The organism is Hymenobacter segetis, assembly GCF_038448715.1.
In the GTDB taxonomy this organism is placed as follows: Bacteria; Bacteroidota; Bacteroidia; order Cytophagales; family Hymenobacteraceae; genus Hymenobacter; species Hymenobacter segetis.
In genome coordinates this window covers 38,510-55,191 of record NZ_JBCEVZ010000033.1, presented here as the reverse complement: position 1 = coordinate 55,191, position 16,682 = coordinate 38,510, and the positions used below count along the sequence as shown (strand labels likewise).

General features: G+C 61.6%; 15 protein-coding genes and 1 pseudogene. 7 read left to right on the top strand and 9 right to left on the bottom strand.

Annotated features, from left to right (window positions below):
• The 3 genes and pseudogenes from AAFH49_RS13880 to AAFH49_RS13870 all read right to left on the bottom strand — a co-directional run.
• A pseudogene (locus AAFH49_RS13880) lies at positions 1-268 on the bottom strand (hypothetical protein); the annotation flags it as partial.
• 181 nt (positions 269-449) lie between these two features.
• Positions 450-2,909, bottom strand: a complete 2,460-nt coding sequence (locus tag AAFH49_RS13875; protein WP_342299029.1) for a TonB-dependent receptor — start codon at positions 2,907-2,909, stop codon at positions 450-452.
• 96 nt (positions 2,910-3,005) lie between these two features.
• Complete coding sequence (locus AAFH49_RS13870) at positions 3,006-3,356, bottom strand: hypothetical protein (RefSeq protein ID WP_342299028.1); 351 nt, start codon at positions 3,354-3,356, stop codon at positions 3,006-3,008.
• A gap of 171 nt (positions 3,357-3,527) precedes the next feature.
• Between AAFH49_RS13870 and AAFH49_RS13865 the strand changes: the two genes are divergently transcribed.
• Positions 3,528-4,004, top strand: coding sequence for a hypothetical protein (locus AAFH49_RS13865; protein ID WP_342299027.1), 477 nt, complete (start codon positions 3,528-3,530; stop codon positions 4,002-4,004).
• A 219-nt stretch (positions 4,005-4,223) separates the two neighbouring features.
• Positions 4,224-6,041: a molecular chaperone HtpG gene (gene htpG / locus AAFH49_RS13860; protein ID WP_342299025.1), complete on the top strand. Its 1,818-nt coding sequence runs from the start codon at positions 4,224-4,226 to the stop codon at positions 6,039-6,041.
• A gap of 121 nt (positions 6,042-6,162) precedes the next feature.
• On the opposite strand, the gene AAFH49_RS13855 is transcribed toward htpG, so the two are convergent.
• A complete protein-coding gene (locus AAFH49_RS13855; RefSeq protein ID WP_342299023.1) occupies positions 6,163-7,077 on the bottom strand; it encodes a class I SAM-dependent methyltransferase in 915 nt (304 codons plus the stop codon).
• 116 nt (positions 7,078-7,193) lie between these two features.
• Between AAFH49_RS13855 and AAFH49_RS13850 the strand changes: the two genes are divergently transcribed.
• The gene (locus tag AAFH49_RS13850) at positions 7,194-8,162 is read left to right on the top strand and encodes a YpdA family putative bacillithiol disulfide reductase (protein WP_342299021.1); all 969 of its coding nucleotides are present in this window, start codon (positions 7,194-7,196) and stop codon (positions 8,160-8,162) included.
• A gap of 61 nt (positions 8,163-8,223) precedes the next feature.
• On the opposite strand, the gene AAFH49_RS13845 is transcribed toward AAFH49_RS13850, so the two are convergent.
• Together AAFH49_RS13845 and AAFH49_RS13840 are read right to left on the bottom strand one after the other, a co-directional pair.
• Positions 8,224-9,624, bottom strand: coding sequence for an SGNH/GDSL hydrolase family protein (locus AAFH49_RS13845; protein WP_342299020.1), 1,401 nt, complete (start codon positions 9,622-9,624; stop codon positions 8,224-8,226).
• A gap of 29 nt (positions 9,625-9,653) precedes the next feature.
• Positions 9,654-10,997, bottom strand: coding sequence for an OmpP1/FadL family transporter (locus AAFH49_RS13840; protein WP_342299019.1), 1,344 nt, complete (start codon positions 10,995-10,997; stop codon positions 9,654-9,656).
• Positions 10,998-11,147: 150 nt separating this feature from the next.
• On the opposite strand from AAFH49_RS13840, the gene lptB reads away from it, so the two are divergent.
• The 3 genes from lptB to AAFH49_RS13825 all read left to right on the top strand — a co-directional run bounded on the left by lptB (position 11,148) and on the right by AAFH49_RS13825 (position 13,910).
• The gene (gene lptB / locus AAFH49_RS13835) at positions 11,148-11,879 is read left to right on the top strand and encodes an LPS export ABC transporter ATP-binding protein (protein ID WP_342299017.1); all 732 of its coding nucleotides are present in this window, start codon (positions 11,148-11,150) and stop codon (positions 11,877-11,879) included.
• A 110-nt stretch (positions 11,880-11,989) separates the two neighbouring features.
• Positions 11,990-13,540 carry a GH3 auxin-responsive promoter family protein gene (locus tag AAFH49_RS13830; RefSeq protein ID WP_342299015.1) on the top strand — a complete coding sequence of 517 codons (1,551 nt, stop codon included), beginning with the start codon at positions 11,990-11,992 and terminating at the stop codon, positions 13,538-13,540.
• Positions 13,541-13,676: 136 nt separating this feature from the next.
• Positions 13,677-13,910 (top strand): hypothetical protein, encoded by a 234-nt coding sequence (locus AAFH49_RS13825; RefSeq protein WP_342299013.1) that lies wholly within the window; start codon positions 13,677-13,679, stop codon positions 13,908-13,910.
• A 15-nt stretch (positions 13,911-13,925) separates the two neighbouring features.
• Here AAFH49_RS13825 and AAFH49_RS13820 read toward each other — a convergent pair whose 3' ends face one another.
• Entirely contained in the window at positions 13,926-14,708 is a 783-nt protein-coding gene (locus tag AAFH49_RS13820) for a TIGR00266 family protein (protein ID WP_342299011.1), read from the bottom strand.
• Between the two features lie 185 nt (positions 14,709-14,893).
• Here AAFH49_RS13820 and AAFH49_RS13815 point away from each other — a divergent pair, with 185 nt between their 5' ends.
• Entirely contained in the window at positions 14,894-15,502 is a 609-nt protein-coding gene (locus tag AAFH49_RS13815) for a toxin-antitoxin system YwqK family antitoxin (protein ID WP_342299010.1), read from the top strand.
• Positions 15,503-15,513: 11 nt separating this feature from the next.
• Here AAFH49_RS13815 and AAFH49_RS13810 read toward each other — a convergent pair whose 3' ends face one another.
• Together AAFH49_RS13810 and AAFH49_RS13805 are read right to left on the bottom strand one after the other, a co-directional pair.
• Positions 15,514-15,906 (bottom strand): hypothetical protein, encoded by a 393-nt coding sequence (locus AAFH49_RS13810; protein WP_342299009.1) that lies wholly within the window; start codon positions 15,904-15,906, stop codon positions 15,514-15,516.
• A gap of 143 nt (positions 15,907-16,049) precedes the next feature.
• Positions 16,050-16,670, bottom strand: coding sequence for a response regulator (locus AAFH49_RS13805; protein ID WP_342299008.1), 621 nt, complete (start codon positions 16,668-16,670; stop codon positions 16,050-16,052).
• Between the last annotated feature and the right edge of the window lie 12 nt (positions 16,671-16,682).

The window sequence follows — 16,682 nt, the reverse complement described above, 5'->3', positions numbered from 1 at the left end:
CATCGGCAAAGCCGATAGCGTCGGGCGCAGCAGGCTCAATAGCTACCTTTTCGCAGGCGGCCAGCAGGCCACCGGCTCCCACCAGCACGCCCAGTTTGGTGGTGATGGCCAGGAAATCGCGCCGGCTCTGGCCGGTGGCCAGCTCCGCCAGCTCCTCAGCCGAGGGCCCGCCGGGCTCGTTGGCCGCCACGGCCAGCTGAAAGGCTTTTTGCAATGAGCGCAGCAGCGAAGTACGGGCCTTGGGAATGTTCGTAAAGAGTTCGGACATATAAACTGGAAAAGGGCGGGATTTATGAAATTTATCGAAAGAAACAGTTTTATATCGGGATAAAAAAATACGGTCGGCGACTTCCATCTGGAAGCCACCGACCGTTGCAAATTGCCGGTTGGTGATTAGTCGGCGAGTAATAAGGGCCCAGTTTCGCCCGGCCTGTGAAAGCCGCGCGCCGCTACTTGAACGCCAGCGGCACCACCAGCCGCACGCTCACATTACGCCCCTGATTGAACACGCCGTAGCGGCCATTGGCCACATTCAAATCAGCGTATTTCAACCGGCTCAGATGGCTCTGGTAGCCCACATCGAACAGATTATTGGCGGTGATGAACAGCGAAAACAGCGTGCGACCTTTGGCATCGGCCAAATCGGTGCCGATGCCGGCGTTGATGAGCGTGTAGCCGGGCGTGGCCGTCTCGGTGTCGAAGGCCGAGAAGTAGCGGTTCTGGGCGAAGGTGTGCTCCAGCTGCACGCGGGCGTAGGGGTTGGTGATGCGCTTGCCCTGGCGGCGGAAATTGGCCCGCAACTCCGATTGCAGCCGGTCGCCGGGGATGAAGGGCAGGTACTTCTCGGCAGCGGGCACGTTCAACTGCTCAGCGCGCACCATCGAAAACGAGTTTTCAAAGTGCAGCCAATCCAGCGGGTGGGGGTGGAAGTCGAGGCTGACCTCGCCGCCCACCAGGCGGGCCTGGCCCTGGTCGTACTTATAGGCCCGGGTGTCGTCGCGGAGCGAATCACCCCCGCTGGCCGTGAGCAGCCGGCGCGTGAAAATGTAGTTGCTGATGCTGTTCTCAAACGCATCGACGCTGAACCGAACGTGGTCCGTGACGTAACTCACACCGGCGTCCACCTGCAGACTGGTTTCGGGGCTAAGGTTGTCGTTGCCGATTTCGTAGCGAATGGTGCCTTCGTGCTTGCCGTTGGAGCCCAACTCGGCAATATTCGGCGCGCGGAAGCCGCGCGAGAGGTTGGCCTTCACCGTCAGCTTCTCGTTCAGATTATACGCCGCGCCCAGGCTGCCGCTGTAGTTGCGGAAGGTGCTCAGAAAGCCTGGAAACTTGGTTTCGGCCGTGGGGGCATTGCTGGGCCGCTCATTGCTGTCGAGCAGCAGCTTATCGGCTGAAATCTGGCGCACATCGTACCGCAGCCCGCCGCTGATGTCGAGCGAGCCAATGGTTTTCTTGGCCACGCCAAACACGCCGCCCTCGTTCACGCGGTAGGCCGGAATCAGGAATTCCTGGCCTAGGTTCTGGTTTTGCTGGTGCAGGCCGCTGGTGCCCACGGTCAGGTTCCAGCCATTTTTTTCGGGCAGGAAGTAGCGCAGCGAATAGTCCACGGTGCGCAACTGGAAGTAGAGCGAGGTTTCGGCGGGGTCGAGCACGTTGCCGTACTCGCGGCGCAGGTTCTGCTGGTAGCTCACCTGCAGGCCAATACGGCCGCCGTTCGAGCCCAGAATGAAGCTGTTGTCGGTGCCAATGCGCAGGTGGTTGATTTGCTGCTGGGGGACAGCCAGGCCGTAGCCGCGCAGGTCGCTGTCGGTCACGGGTACGCTCAGGGTCGAGTCGCCGCTGGGCACGTCCTTCACGAAGCGGCCGGTTTGCGGGTCGCGGGCACCCTCCGTCAGCCCCAGTCGCTGGTTGAACGTGCTGAAGGTGAGGTGCGAATAGCCCCAGCTTTTATTCACGCCCACGTAGCCGTTAGCATCCCACTCATTAAAACCCGAGTTGTACACCCGGCCATCGTAGCGGTTCTGGTAGTCGCCGGCCACCTTGCGGGTGCCCCGCGCCAGCCAGTTAAAGCCGTTGAGGTTGCCCGCATTCTGGAAAGAGTAGGCCTGCAGGTGGTTATTGGTCTGGTAGTTGGCCGTAGCCGTGCCGGTGATGTGGCCCTCGGCAATGGGGTCAGGGGCCACGAAGTTGATAACGCCGGCCATGGCATCGGAGCCATACAGCAGCGAGCCCGGACCTTTGATAATCTCGGCCCGGTCCACGCTAAACTCGTCAATCTCAATGCCGTGCTCGTCGCCCCACTGCTGGCCTTCCTGCTTGGCCCCGTTGTTTAGGGTGATGACGCGGTTGTAGCCCAGCCCGCGCACGACAGGCTTGCTGATGGCCGCGCCGGTCGTAATCTGGCTCACGCCCGGCGTGTGCGCAATGGCATCCACCAGATTCGAGCCGGCCGTCTGGTTCAAGCGCGTGTGGTCGACCACCGAGGTCGGAATAGGCGAGCGCCGCAGCTGCGTGGCCTGCGACACCCCGGTCACCACCACCTGCCCAATCTCGGTGGCCGCCACCGTCAGCTTGAAATCGAGCGGCTGGCCGCTGCCCGTGTCCACGGTCTGCGTCACGGTGTTGTAGCCCAGCGAGCGCACCTGCACCGTGAAACGCCCCCGCGGCAGGCTGCTGAAACTGAATGAGCCGTCCGGCCCGGCGGCCGTGCCCTGCTTTAGGTCGTCGAAAATAATGTTGGCTCCCGGCAGGCCCTCACCGGTAGCTGCATCGGTAATGCGGCCGGTGAGGGGCGGGGCGGCCATGCGCACACGCGGCGCAACGGGCTGGGTATTCTGAGCAAAAAGAGCTGTCGGCGCTATCGCCAGGCCCATTAATAAAGAGAAACGGGGAATAAGGAATGACATGAAAAAAGCCAAAGCAGCCCGGCCCGCCAACCGCGCAAAAGCGCGGCTGCGGGCGAGGCAGGGTAACACCAAGAAGAAAAAGGAATGCGCCGGAGGTTAGGCGAGGGCGGGCGGGCCGCGCAACGACCGCGCAAAAAGCACTTCGCCCGCCGCCGGCCGCACGGGCGGCAAAGCGGGCGTAGCGGCGTAGCGTATGGCCACGCGGGGCTGGGGCGCAGCCACCGGCACGGCGGCCTGAAACGCTACGTCATAAAACTGCTCTACGTCGCAGTGCTGGTGCTTGGCGCTGACAAGTGCCTTGCCCTTGTGGCGGAATGCCGGGGCCTGGGCCGGCTCTTCAATGGTGTGGGCGTGAGGGTGCATCGCCAGAATCCACGCCTCGGGCAGCAGCGTCCGCACGAGGCAGAGCAGCAGCAGCAGGGCTAGATGGGAACGGATGGCTTGCACAATACAAAGATGGAGGTAAAGGCCGGAAGTTGCTCAGTAAATAAATTTTACGAGTGGTTACTGTTCACCAATCCATCGCGCTACATTTCCCGTAATGGTGCCGTAACTTGCTGCCCGAGCGGCCTTTTAGCGCCTTTTTCTGTGATAATTAGCAATATTCCTGACTTTTCTTTGCAATACGACGAACAGCTGAGCCTGTTGCGTATCGAATGGGCCTCAGGAGCCGACACCCGTACCCTGCGCCAAAGCGCCGAACAACTCCTGGCCCTGGACCGGGAGCTGGGCCCGCGCCACCTGCTGCTCAACATGAATACCTTTCCCGACATCTCGGTCTACGACCAGGTGTGGCTGGGCGTGAGCTGGATGCCGGGCATCGTGAAGCTGCCGCTGGAGCGCGTGGTGCTTGTGAACCACCGCCACCGCGTGCACAACCAGCTGGCCATCGATTCGCTGCTGGCCATGTTTCGGAGCATTATTAAGTTTGATATTCAGTATTTCCCCCAGCCCGAGCCCGGCCTGCAATGGCTGTCCGACTACTCGGCGCGCCTGCCCGAGCTGCAGGCCGAATGGGACGCCGTATTTGGGTCCGGCCCGGTTTCGGCTGGTAGCTTCGAAGCTCCGCACCGGAGCCAGCCCGAGTTGCTGTAGCCAGACCACATACTTGTCATTCCGACGAAGGAGGACGATGCCTGGACGGCTTTACTCAGATTCCTCCTTCGTCGGAATGACAAGTATGGGCCGCAACCGGCCGCTGTCAATCTGACAGCTGATTACCCCTTGGAACGTCCTTTGAAAGCTACGGAAACCGTGGCCGGGGCCTCTGCGCCCAGCCATTCCGTCTGTATTCAACCGTTTCCATCTTATATCATGCAAGAAACCGGCTCCATCTCCATCCACACCGAGAACATCTTCCCGATTATCAAGAAGTTCTTGTATTCCGACCACGAGATTTTCCTGCGGGAACTGGTCAGCAATGCCGTCGATGCCACCCAAAAGCTGAAAAGCCTGGCCCAGCTGGGCGAGTACAAAGGCGAGCTCGGCGAGCTGAAAGTGCGCGTGACCGTGGACAAGGAAGCCCGCAAAATCACGATTTCTGACCACGGCCTGGGCATGACCGGCGAGGAAATCAAGAAGTACATCAACCAGATTGCCTTCAGCGGCGCCACTGAGTTTGTGGAGCAGTACAAGGACAAGGATGCCGCCACGAAAGACCAGATTATCGGTCAGTTTGGCCTCGGTTTCTACTCGGCCTTCATGGTGGCCAGCGAGGTCGAAATCTTCTCGCAGAGCTACAAGGAGGGCACCGAAGCCGCTCACTGGACCTGCGACGGCAGCACCTCCTTCACCCTGGAAACCACTGAGAAAGCCGAGCGCGGTACCGACGTGGTGCTGCACGTAGCCGAAGATTCAGACGAGTTTCTGGAGGAGGCCCGCCTGCGCGGCATCCTCACCAAGTACTGCAAGTTCCTGCCCATTCCGATTGAGTTCGAAGGTGAGCTCATCAACGACACCAACCCCATCTGGACCAAGCAGCCGAGCGAGCTGACCGATGAGGACTACAAGAAATTCTACCAGGAGTTGTACCCCATGAGCATGGACGAGCCCCTGTTCTGGATTCATCTGAACGTGGACTATCCGTTCAATCTAACTGGTATTCTGTACTTCCCGAAAGTGAAGGACGAGCTGCAGTTCTCGCGCAACAAGATTCAACTCTACTCGCGCCAGGTGTTCATCACCGACGAGGTGAAGGACGTGGTGCCCGAGTTTCTGATGCTGCTGCACGGCGTGATTGACTCGCCCGATATCCCACTGAACGTGTCGCGCAGCTTCCTTCAGGCCGACGCGGCGGTGCGCAAAATCAACACCTACATCACCAAGAAAGTAGCCGATAAGCTCAGCAGCCTGTTCAAGCAGGACCGCGCCGGCTACGAGGAGAAATGGGGCGACATCGGTATGTTTGTGAAGTACGGCATGCTGAGCGACGAGAAGTTCTACGACAAAGGCAAGGACTTCGTGCTGCTGAAGAACGTGAACGGCAAGCTGTTTACCATCAACGAGTACACCGAGCACATCCAGGCCAACCAGCAGGACAAAAACGGCAATACCGTCATCCTCTACACCAATGATGCCGAGCACCAGCACGGCTTCGTGGCGGCAGCCCAGGAGCGTGGCTACGACGTGCTGAACTTCGACCAGGTGCTCGACCCGCACTTCGTGGGCCAGCTGGAGCAGAAGCTGGAAAAAACCAGCTTCAAGCGCGTGGATGCCGATACGCTGAGCAAGCTCATTGAGAAGGACGACACCACCGAAAGCGTGCTGAGCGAGGACGACACCAAGAAGCTGGAGGAAACCTTTACCACGGCTATTGCCAACCCGGCTATGCACGTGAAAGTGGCCGCCCTCAGTCCGCAGGATGCGCCCGTGGTCATCACCCAAAACGAGTTCATGCGCCGCATGAAGGACATGCAGCGCACTGGCGGGGGCGGCGGCATGCAGATGTTCGGGGCCTTCCCCGAGTCCTACGATGTGACCGTGAACGCCAACCACCCGCTGGTGAGCAAAGTGCTGGCCGACGGCGGCGACAAGCTGGCCAAGCAAGCGTTTGATTTGGCGCTGCTGTCGCAAGGCATGCTGAAAGGCGAGGCCCTGACTGCCTTCGTGAAGCGCAGCACGGAGCTGCTGTAGCCGTAGCGCGGACTTTTAGTCCGCGACCGAATAGCAAAAAAACGCCTGAGGCTTTAAGCTTCAGGTGTTTTCTGCTTTAGGGTGCTGTTTTAATATTGGGGCCGCGGACTAAAAGTCCGCGCTACTTCACGTTCCGCGCCACCACAAACATGCGGTCGCCAAATCGGCCCGTCAGCTTGTTCAGGTAATACGTCGGGTATTGCCCGGCCAACTTGCTCACCTTCTCTACCACGCTGCCGCCGAGGCGGATGTTCTTCGGCGGCTTCACCGGGTTCAGCAGTTCCACCACTTCAAAGCCCTGCTTCTTGAGCATTTTGGTGATGGTGGCGGGGGTGAACTCGAACAGGTGGTAGGGCGGAATGTCCATCTTGCGCTCTTTGCCCAGTGCGCCATAAGCCGCGAAGCCCAGGCGCACGGTGGGCAGGTTGAGCGTGGCCGGCAGGGCCAGCACCAGCAGCCCGCCCGGCTCCAGAATGAGGTGGAACTTGGCCAGCGTGGCGCTGGGCGAAAGCAGGTGCTCCAGCACGTCGCCCATGTAGGCGAGGTCGAACTGGTTTTCGTGGAAGTCCTCGGTGGTTTCGATGTTGCCCGTCACCACGGGCAGGTGCAGCTCGCGGCGGGCAAAGTCGGCGGCGTGCTCGGAGATTTCGAGGCCGTGGGCTTCCCAGCCCAGCGCCTCTAGGCTTTTGAGGGTGTAGCCGGGGCCGCAGCCCACGTCGAGGTAACGGAACCGGCGGCCGGGGTACTTGGCCAGAATGTAGTTCGTGAACTTGTCGGGCCGAACCTGGTTTAAAGCAGCCTGCTTCTGGCCTTCTTCGATGAACACTACTTCCTGCTGGGTCCGGTCGTAGTTGGGGCGCTCGGTGAAATAGTCCTTCCCGTAGAGCCGTTCCAGCTGCGCGGGCGTGGGCTGGGGGTCGAGAAACATCAGGGCGCAGCTGCGGCACTGGGTGCCTTGCAGCCGCTGGCCTTCAAATTCGTAATAGAAAGGCAGCTTCTTAAAATCGGTGCTGCCGCACAAGTCGCAGGTACGCATGGCGCAAAGGTAGGGGCGCATATTTGCGTCTCAGCGTCTGGGCCAGTTGGTTTCGAGAGAAGGTGTACCCCATTAACCGTTCAACGACAAGACGCAAGTATGCGTCTCTACATCATATGCTCGACGTTCTCATCATCGGAGCCGGCCCCGTGGGCCTGGCCTGCGCCCTCGAAACCCAGCGCAAAGGCCTCAAGGTCGCCATCATTGAAAAGGGCGCACTGGTCAATTCCCTGGTGGGCTACCCCACCAACATGGAGTTTTTCTCCACGCCCGAGCTGCTCGAAATCGGCGGCTACCCCTTCCCCACGGCGCACTACAAGCCCCTGCGCGAAGACGCCCTCGACTACTACCAGCGCGTGGCCCGCGACGAAAAGCTGGATATCCGCCTGCATGAAAAGGTATTGAAGCTGGAAGGCGAGCAGGGCAATTTCACCATCACTACCAGCAAAGGTGAAATCCCGACCCGCAACGTCATCGTGGCCACCGGCTTCTACGACTTGCCCAACCCGCTCAACGTGCCCGGCGAGGATTTGCCGCACGTAAGCCATTATTACAAGGAGCCCTACCAGCACGTGATGCAACACGTCGTCGTCATCGGGGCCAAAAACTCCTCGGCCAAAGCCGCCCTACAAATGACCCGCGCCGGGGCCAAGGTCACGCTCATCGTGCGCGGCCCCGCCATCAGCGATTCCGTCAAATACTGGATTCGCCCCGACCTCGTCAACCGCATTGCCGAAGGCCGCATCACGGCGCATTTCAACACCACCGTCACCGCCATCACCCCGGCGGCCATCGAAGTCCTCACGCCCGACGGGCCGCTCACCATTCCCACCGATTTCGTGTACGCCCTCACCGGCTACCACCCCGACGAAGCCCTGCTCGGCCGCCTCGGCGTGCAGCCCGACCCCGATGACGAGGCCTGCGCCCCGCTCTTCGACCCCGCCACCCACCAAACCACCCGGCCCGGCCTGTTCGTGGCTGGCACCGTGTGCGGCGGGCGCGCCACCAGCCGCTGGTTCATCGAGAACGGCCGGCACCATGCGCAGCTTATTGCGGCGCACCTGAGCACGCAGATACCGGCGTAGTCATAAAAAAAAGGCCTTCCCTGGAGCAGGGAAGGCCTTTTTTCCAGGCAAAGCCGTTCGCTTACGGGAACAGCACGCCGCGGTAGTCGTTCGGTGCCACGGCCGGGATTGCCGAGCCGTAGTACGAGTTGATAACGCGGATAAACTCGTTGGCCACCACGGCGTAGCCGCGCGGCGTGGGGTGCACGCCATCGAGGCTGAACAGGTTGCCGGAGGCAAACGTGGCCGTGTTGTTCACCGCATTGGTCACGATGCCCTGCTGGGCAATGCTGGTGAAGAAGGTGTTCATATCGGCCAGGGCCACCTTATTCTGGCGGGCCGTTTTGGCGATGATGTTGTTCAGCTGCGTAGTACGAGCTACCACTGCCGCCGCTTCGGTAGCGTCGAGCACGTAGTTATTAGGCAACGGGCTGGTGGGCAGGCTACCAGGGGCCGTACCACCGGCCGCTACCACGGCGGCAATGTAGCCTTGGGTAGTCAGCGTCAGCAAATCAGCCGAAGTAGCCAGACGCACTACGGGCGCGGCGGCCGTACCAGTGGTGATAAACACGCCCGGCGATGCCGGGTTGGCCGCCTTAAACGAGGCCGCAACAGCCGCGACGGTTACCGTGGTGAAATACGGAATCGTCGTCACGTTCGGGATGTTGGCCGCAACCCCGGCTACCGTGCCGTTTTTCGAGATGGTCGACAGGATGTTGCGGTAGCCCCGGCCGAAGCTGGTGGTATCCGTCATGCCGCTGAAAGGGTTGGTGGCGCTGGCAACCCCGCCGTTGGTGGCGAACGTCAGCACGTCGTTGTTGCCCATCCAGCAGGTGAAGAACGTCGGGGTTTTCTGGCCGATGTAAGTCACGTAGTCTTTCGTGCCCCGGTCAGCCGCCGGCAGAATGCGCTGGTAGAAGTTGTTGAGCACGCCGTAGGCCGCCGCGGCACCCCGGGTCTGGGCATCCACGGTTGCGTTGCCGCTCGAAGAAGCCGTTTTATCGGCGCTCAGCACCGAGATGCCGGGCACGCCCAGGTTATCGGGCTGGTTGCCAGTGTAGGCCTCTAGCTCCGTTGGGAAGGCTGGGTTATTGGTGTAGGCCACCTGCTCGCCGAGGAAGCTGTTGGCTGCCGAGGGCTGCACGGGGGTAGTTGTGCCGTTCACGACCCGAAGCTGCACGTAGCCCGAGCCATCCTTCTTGGTGGCCGAAAACGAAGGCTGCACGAAGGCCGAAGGGCCTTTGCCCGTCTTGGCAAACTGCTGGGCCAGAATGGCGGGGTACGACGAGGCCTGGGCCTCGTTGTACAGGCCACCGTCGGAGTAGCCCGAGGTGAGGGAGTTGCCCACGGCTACGTAGCTGCTGAAGTTCAGCGAGCCGGCGTCGGCGGCAGGGCGGTTGTCCTCCAGCGTGGGCTGGCAGCTGCCCAGCGTCAGCCCCAGCAGGGCCAGAGCGGGCAGCGAGTAGTTAAAAGTGCGTTTCATTGTTATGCGTCGGAATGCGGGGGTGGGAATTAGAATTTAACGTACAGCCCCACGCCGGGAATGGCAATGGTCGTTTTGTAGGTGCCGGCCACGCGGTCGGTGGTGCCGTTGTTCACCAGGTCGGCCTGGCTCTGGCTGCGCTTCAGGAAATCCTCGAACAGGAACGACGCATCAACGCCGAAGCGCTTGGCAAACTCGTAGGAAACACCGGCCGACAGGCCAATGCGGTCCGCATCCGGGGTTTCGGGGCTCACGTAGCCATCTTTCACCGCCGCCTGGTCGAAGAAGCCGCCGGCGCGCACCGTCAGGGCCTCCGTGGCTTTGTACTGGGCACCGAGGCGGAAACACAGGGCATCCTGGTAGTAGCGCTTGGCCGAGGAAGAAGTATTATAGGTGGTTACACCATTCGTTGTGGTGCTGCCCAGGCGGCTGTCGGTGTTTTCACCGGCTTTGGCGAAATCCTTCGCGTAGCCATTATTGCCGCTGTAGTTGAAGTCGAGCGTGCGGTACACGTTCCAGAACACCAGGTTGGCATCCAGCGAAACCGTCAGTTTCTCGGTCGGCATCACGGCTACGCCCACGCTGGCCGTGGCAGGCAGGGGCAGGGTGGCCGAAAAGTTGGTGGCCGTGAAGGCGGCCCCGGTCGAATAAATCACGTCGCGCAGGCGCACGTCACCGTTTTCAATCTTGGCATCTACCTGCGAGCGGTAACTGGCGCCCACGCTCAGCTTGTCGCTGGGCTTGAAGAAGATACCCACGTTGTAGCCAAACGTCTGCTTGGCCTTGCCGTTAAGAGTGACGTGAGGCGTAGGAGCACCGCTCTGGGCCGACAGCGGAACGTCTTTTTGCAGGTCCACGTCGCCATAGGCCAGCATCACCAGGCCCGCGCCGATGCTCAGCTGCGGCGTGATGGCGTAGGAGCCCGTAACCTGGGCGAAGATGGAGCGCAGGTTGATGTCCGTGAGGGAATAGCGGCCTTCCCAGTTGCTGGCGTAGTGCAGCTCGCTGCCGAAGGGTGTATAGGCGCCGATGCCGATTTTCCACTTGCCTTCCTTCGGGCCGAAACCGGCGTAGAAGTTGAAGGGCGTCACCAGCTTGTTGTTGAGTTCGCTCTGACCGCCGCCGCTTTCGGGACGGAAGGCACTGCGGGCAATGGCTCCGTTGAAGCCTACCTGCACGCCGTTTTCGCGCACCATGGCCAGCGCGCCGGGGTTGTAAAACATGGCGGCCTGGTCAAGCGTCAACGCCACGCCGACACCGCCCATGCCGATGTTTTTCTGGCCGCCCAGGTTCACCTGAAAGCCACTGGCAGACGCGGCCGACGCGCTGACCAGCAGCGTGCCCCCCGCAAGGAGTAGTGTTTTTACCGTCATAAAAAAAAGAAAAATTAGGTGGGTTAGGTTGTGGGCTTAAAAGTAACGGAAAATTTCACGCCATTTGTTAGGCAAGCCGAATATTTCACCCGTTTCAATCGTTTGACGCGGCATTCGCCCGCCTTCCGCCCAGCCCGTACCTTTGCCCCTATGATTCTTCGCGCCGACCACCTCGTTAAAAAATACAAAGCCCGCACCGTCGTCAACGACATGTCGGTGACCGTTGAGCAGGGCGAAATCGTGGGCTTGCTCGGGCCGAACGGGGCCGGGAAAACCACCTGCTTCTACATGATGGTGGGCATGGTAAAGCCCAACGGTGGTCGCATCTTTCTGGATAACACCGAGATAACGACCATGCCCATCTACCAGCGGGCACGCCTCGGGGTGGGCTACCTGGCCCAGGAAGCCAGCGTGTTCCGCGACCTGAGCGTGGAGGAAAACATCATGGCCGTGCTCGAAATGACCAGCATGAAAAAGCAGGCCCGACACGACAAGGTGGAGGAAATGCTCGAAGAATTCAGCCTGACCCACGTGCGCAAAAATCTGGGGAAAGTATTGAGCGGGGGCGAGCGCCGCCGCACCGAAATAGCCCGCGCCCTGGCCGTAGACCCCAAATTCGTGCTCCTCGACGAGCCCTTCGCGGGCGTCGACCCCATCGCCACCGAAGAAATCCAGGGCATTGTGGCCAAGCTCAAGCACCGCGGCATCGGCGTGCTCATCACCGACCACGATGTGAACTCCACCCTCAGCATCGTGGACCGCGCCTACCTGCTTTTCGAAGGCAAGCTCCTCAAAGCCGGCACCGCCGAAGAGTTGGCCGGCGACGAAACCGTGCGCCGCGTGTACCTGGGTAAGAATTTCGAGCTGAAGCGGAATGTGTGATGAGCAGCAGTTTTGCTGAATAATACAGACCGTCATGCTGAGCGCAGTCGAAGCATCTCTACTGCGCTCAGCATGACGGTCTTTTAACCCACCAACCCGCCCACCCGCCTATGCTCGACCAGCTACTCGCTCATGCCGTCCAACTCAGCAGCCTGCCGCGGCTGGCCCGCATCCGGCAGCAGCCGCTGGAGGTGCAGGCGCGGCTGCTGCGGGGGTTGCTGCGCCGGGCGCAGGGCACGGTGTGGGGCCGGCGCTACGGCTTTGGGGAGAAAATGACGCCTGCCGACTTTGCCCGGCGCGTGCCCGTGAGCACCTACGAGCAGCTGTACCCGGAGCTGGAAAAGGTGTTGCGCGGCCAGCCCGACGTGCTCTGGCCCGGTCGCCCGCAGTGGTTTGCCAAAAGCAGCGGTACCACCAACGCTCGCAGCAAGTTCATCCCCGTCACGGCCGAGGCGCTGCACGACTGCCACTACCGCGCCGGGCGCGACATGCTGGCCCTGAGCACGCACCTCTACCCCCGCGAGCGGCTGCTGGCCGGCAAAACCCTCTCGCTGGGCGGCGCGCATGCCCCCAATCCCTTCCGGCCCCACGAGCCGGCCTCCCGGGTGGGCGATGTGTCGGCCGTCATCATGGCGCAGCTGCCGGCCTGGGCCGAAATATTGCGCACCCCGCCCCTCAAGCTGGCTCTGCTGGATGAATGGGAGGAGAAGATTGAGCGCATTGCCCGGCACGTATTGCGGCAGGACGTGCGCGTGCTGGCCGGCGTGCCCACCTGGACGGTGGTGCTGCTGCGCCGTGTGGTGGCCCTGGCCGGGGCCGAAAATATTACCCAAGTGTGGCCGCAGCTGCGGCTGTTTCTGCACGGTGCGGTGGCGTTTGGGCCGTACCGCGAGCTGTTTCGCCAGCTCATTCCCGATGCCCGGATGCGCTACCTCGAAATATATAATGCCTCGGAAGGCTACTTCGCCTTGCAGGACGAGCCCGAAAGCGAAGACCTGCTGTTGCTGCTCGACCACGGCATCTACTACGAATTCCTGCCCGCCGACCAGTGGACCGCGCCCGACCCGCGCCCCGTACCCCTGGCCGAAGTAGAGCTGCATCGGCCCTACGCCCTGGTCATCAGCACCAATGCCGGCCTGTGGCGCTATGTGGTGGGCGATACCGTGCGCTTCACCTCGCTGGCCCCTTACCGAGTGCGCATCACGGGGCGTACCAAACACTTTCTCAATGCCTTCGGCGAAGAAGTGGTGATTGAAACGGCCGAGGCCGCCGTGGCCGCCGCCAGCCAGGCCACCGGCCTGCTAGTGCGCGATTTCACGGCGGCCCCGGTCTGGTTCACGGCCGACAGCGCCACCTCGCGGGGCGGGCACGAGTGGGTGATTGAATTTGCTACCGCGCCCGCCGCGCCCGATGTGGCCCGGTTCGGAGCCGTGCTCGATGCCACGCTCTGCGCCCTCAACTCCGACTACGCGGCCAAGCGCCACCGCAGCCTGGCACTGGCCCCGCCCAAAGTGCGGGCCGTACCCGGCGGCACCTTCGACGCGTGGCTGGCCCACCAGGGCAAGCTGGGCGGCCAGCATAAAGTGCCGCGCCTGCTCAACTCGCGCGACGTGCTGGAGGCCGTGCTGCGTGCCGCCAGCTTGGCGGCGGGACCAGTATAACGGCTAATTCTGGGGGCTTCCTGTATCCATTTATGGTGTCAATTATGCGTTTGGCATAGAGGATTTGGATTTTAGTCGAATAGAACCTGTATATATTGAGTTAGAAGTGGTAATATTACCATCATATTCCCACGCAATGTCCTATACCACCGAATTGTCAACCGCCCAAAAGTCAGCTTATAAACGTCCCTACAAGTCGCGACAGCAGCGCCGCGAGGCCGACCGTCGCAAGCACGACGAGTCCAGCGACATGAAATTTCTGGTGCGCGTAGCCGTGGGCGTGGCCCTGGTGCTGGCCGTGGCCCTGGCGTTTGTGCTCAAAGGCGCCATGAGCCCTGCCGGACCCGCCACCACTGAAGCGTTGCAATAAAGGTCTTTGGGCCCCCTACTCGTCGAGCATTCCGCCGAGGAGGCCACCCAACACCCCGCCGCTTTCTTTCTGGGCATTGCCGCCGCCCGGGGCCAGCGCCCGAATAAGTTTTTTGACGGGCATGGACTGCAGCCACACGCGGCCACTGCCGCGCAGCGTGGCCAGCAGCAGCCCCTCGCCCCCGAATATCATCGACTTGAGGCCGCCCGCCCGGGCCACGCTGAAGTCGATACCCGGCTCAAAGGCCACCACGCAGCCCGTATCCACCCGCAGCAGCTCGTTGTTGAGGCGCTTCTCGATGATGGTGCCGCCCGCGTGCACGAAGGCTTTGCCGTCGCCGGTCAGTTTCTGGAGGATGAAGCCCTCGCCGCCAAACAGGCCGGCCCCGAATTTCTGGTTGAAATGCAGGCTGATTTTGGTACCCCGTGCGGCGGCCAGAAAGCCGTCTTTCTGCACGATGAGGCCGGCGGGCATGTCCCGCAAGTCAACCGCGATGATGGTGCCGGGATATGGAGCCGAGAAGGCCACCTTGCTCTTGCCAAACCCACCCCGGTGCGTGAAGTGCGTGAGAAACAACGACTCGCCGGTGATGAGGCGGGTGCCGGCCGAAAACAGCTTGCCCATCAGCCCCTGGTCGGGCTCGGAGCCGTCGCCCATCTTGGTTTCAAAGGCAATGGCTTCTTCCATGTACACCATGGCTCCGGCCTCGGCAATGACCGTCTCATTAGGGTCGAGCTCAATTTCGAGCACCTGAATATCGGAGCCGAGGATGCGGTAGTCAACGTCGTGGGAAGTCATGGCGGGGAGAATATTTGGTGCGGCCAAAGATAGAGCCGCCGCCATATCTACGCATAGGCCAGCCGGTTTTTATCCCTGTATAATTTGGGACGAAAGAGAGCAGCCCGGCGCACAATATTTCGGCGGGCTTGCGTTGGATAGTTTCTTTTAACTAATTTTATAGTTAAACTTAACTTCCTTGCCGTATGCACATTACTCGCCTGTTCCTCCTGGGTTGTTTTGCTTTGCTGCTGGGCGCTTGTGCCGGCTCGCGGGGCACCGCGCACTACGGCCCCCGGGGCTTCTGGCGGCCCAACCGCTTCGACCGACACGGGCTGGAAACCGGGCGCTGGCGCACGTATTATGACTCGGCCGACCGGCAGCCGTTCACGGCGGGGCGCTACCGCCACGGCCGGCCGGTGCGCACCTTCCGCTACTATGCCCCCACAGGCCAGCTCGACCGCAGCGAGCAGTACCGGCGCGAAGGATTTTGTGAGGTAACGTACTGGCACCCGGACGGGCAGGTGGCCCGCCGGGGACACGCCCAGTGGGTGACGGGCAGCGGCAAAACGCCCCGCTTCTACTGGTTTGGCCCCTGGACGAGCTACAACGAAGCCGGCCAGATTACCAGTCTCCAAACCTACGCCGACGGCACCCTGACCCGCACCGAAACCTATGAAAATGGCCAGCTCACGCAGGTCGAAACCTTCGATAAAGACAAGCGCACCCGCGTTGAAACCTACGCCGACGGCCAGCTCATCAAAGTAGAATCCTTCGAAAAGGGTTTGCGCACAGGCACCACCAACACGCTGTAAGTAATTGAAATTTACTCCTCCTGCGGGAGTTCGCCGCGCGTTTCGGCGGCTTCCTTGTCGGGGTCGCCTACGGTTTTCTTGCGCTTGGCCTCGCGGCTGGTGCGTTTGATGAAGTCCTCATCCGATTCTTCGGGCTCGGCAGCGTGGCCGTCTTCGATGGGGAAGTTGGCATCTTCGGCGTCATCATCGCCGGGCTTTTCGCCGAACTGGCCGGCGCGGTCCACGAGCTTTTTATCGCGCACGTGGCGGCCCAGAAACTGGTTTATCTGCTCGATGGAGTAGTTGGACGTGATTTCGCCCAGCGGATTCACCCCAATCTCAAAGCCCTCCAATTCTTTGTGAACGCGGGCTTTTTTGGCGGGGTCGGTGGCAGCTTTCTTGGGTTTGACGGGTTTCTTGGCCATGACGGGGTGCAGAGACGGAGAAATACTCCGCTGCTGTACGCGAAATCACGGGTTTGGGTGCCAGCAAGCCGGCTTCAAGGACAAAAAAGCGAGTGTGCCGGCTCCCGCAAGGCGGGTGCGGGGCGGCGCTTTCGGCCCGCGCTTTAGCCGCGCCGGCTGCGGGCCAGCAGCTCGGATTTGGAATTGATTTGCAGCTTGTCGTACACCGTGCGGATGTGGGCGCGCACCGTGTTCAGGCTGATGCCGAGGCGGTCGGCCACCAGCTTGTAGCTCAGGCCCTGCTCCAGGGCCTCCACAATCTGCTGCTCGCGCGGGGTGAGGGCGGTAGCGGGCGCGGCGGGCCGGAAGTAGCGCATCACGTGCCGCGCAATGGCCGGCGACATCGGCGAGCCGCCCGCCAGCACATCCAGCAGGGCCTGCTTGATGGCCGGCAGCGGCGTGCTCTTCACCAGGTAGCCCACCGCCCCGGCGCACAGGGCCTGGAAGGTACGCTCGGCATCCTGATACACGGTGATGAGCACCACCTCGGCCTGCGGGGCCAGCTCCCGAATCAACCCCACGCCCTCAATGCCGGTAGCGCCGGGCAGGCCGATATCGGACAGCACCAAGCGCGGGGCCACGGTGCCATCGGCCAGCAGGCTCAGCAGTTCCTCTACCGAGCCCGCCACGGCCACGCACTCGAACTCCGGCTGCGCGCACAGGTACGTATGCAGCGCCTCGCGGATGGCAGGCTGGTCTTCCACAATGGCCAGGCGAATTTTCATAGAGCAAAGGTC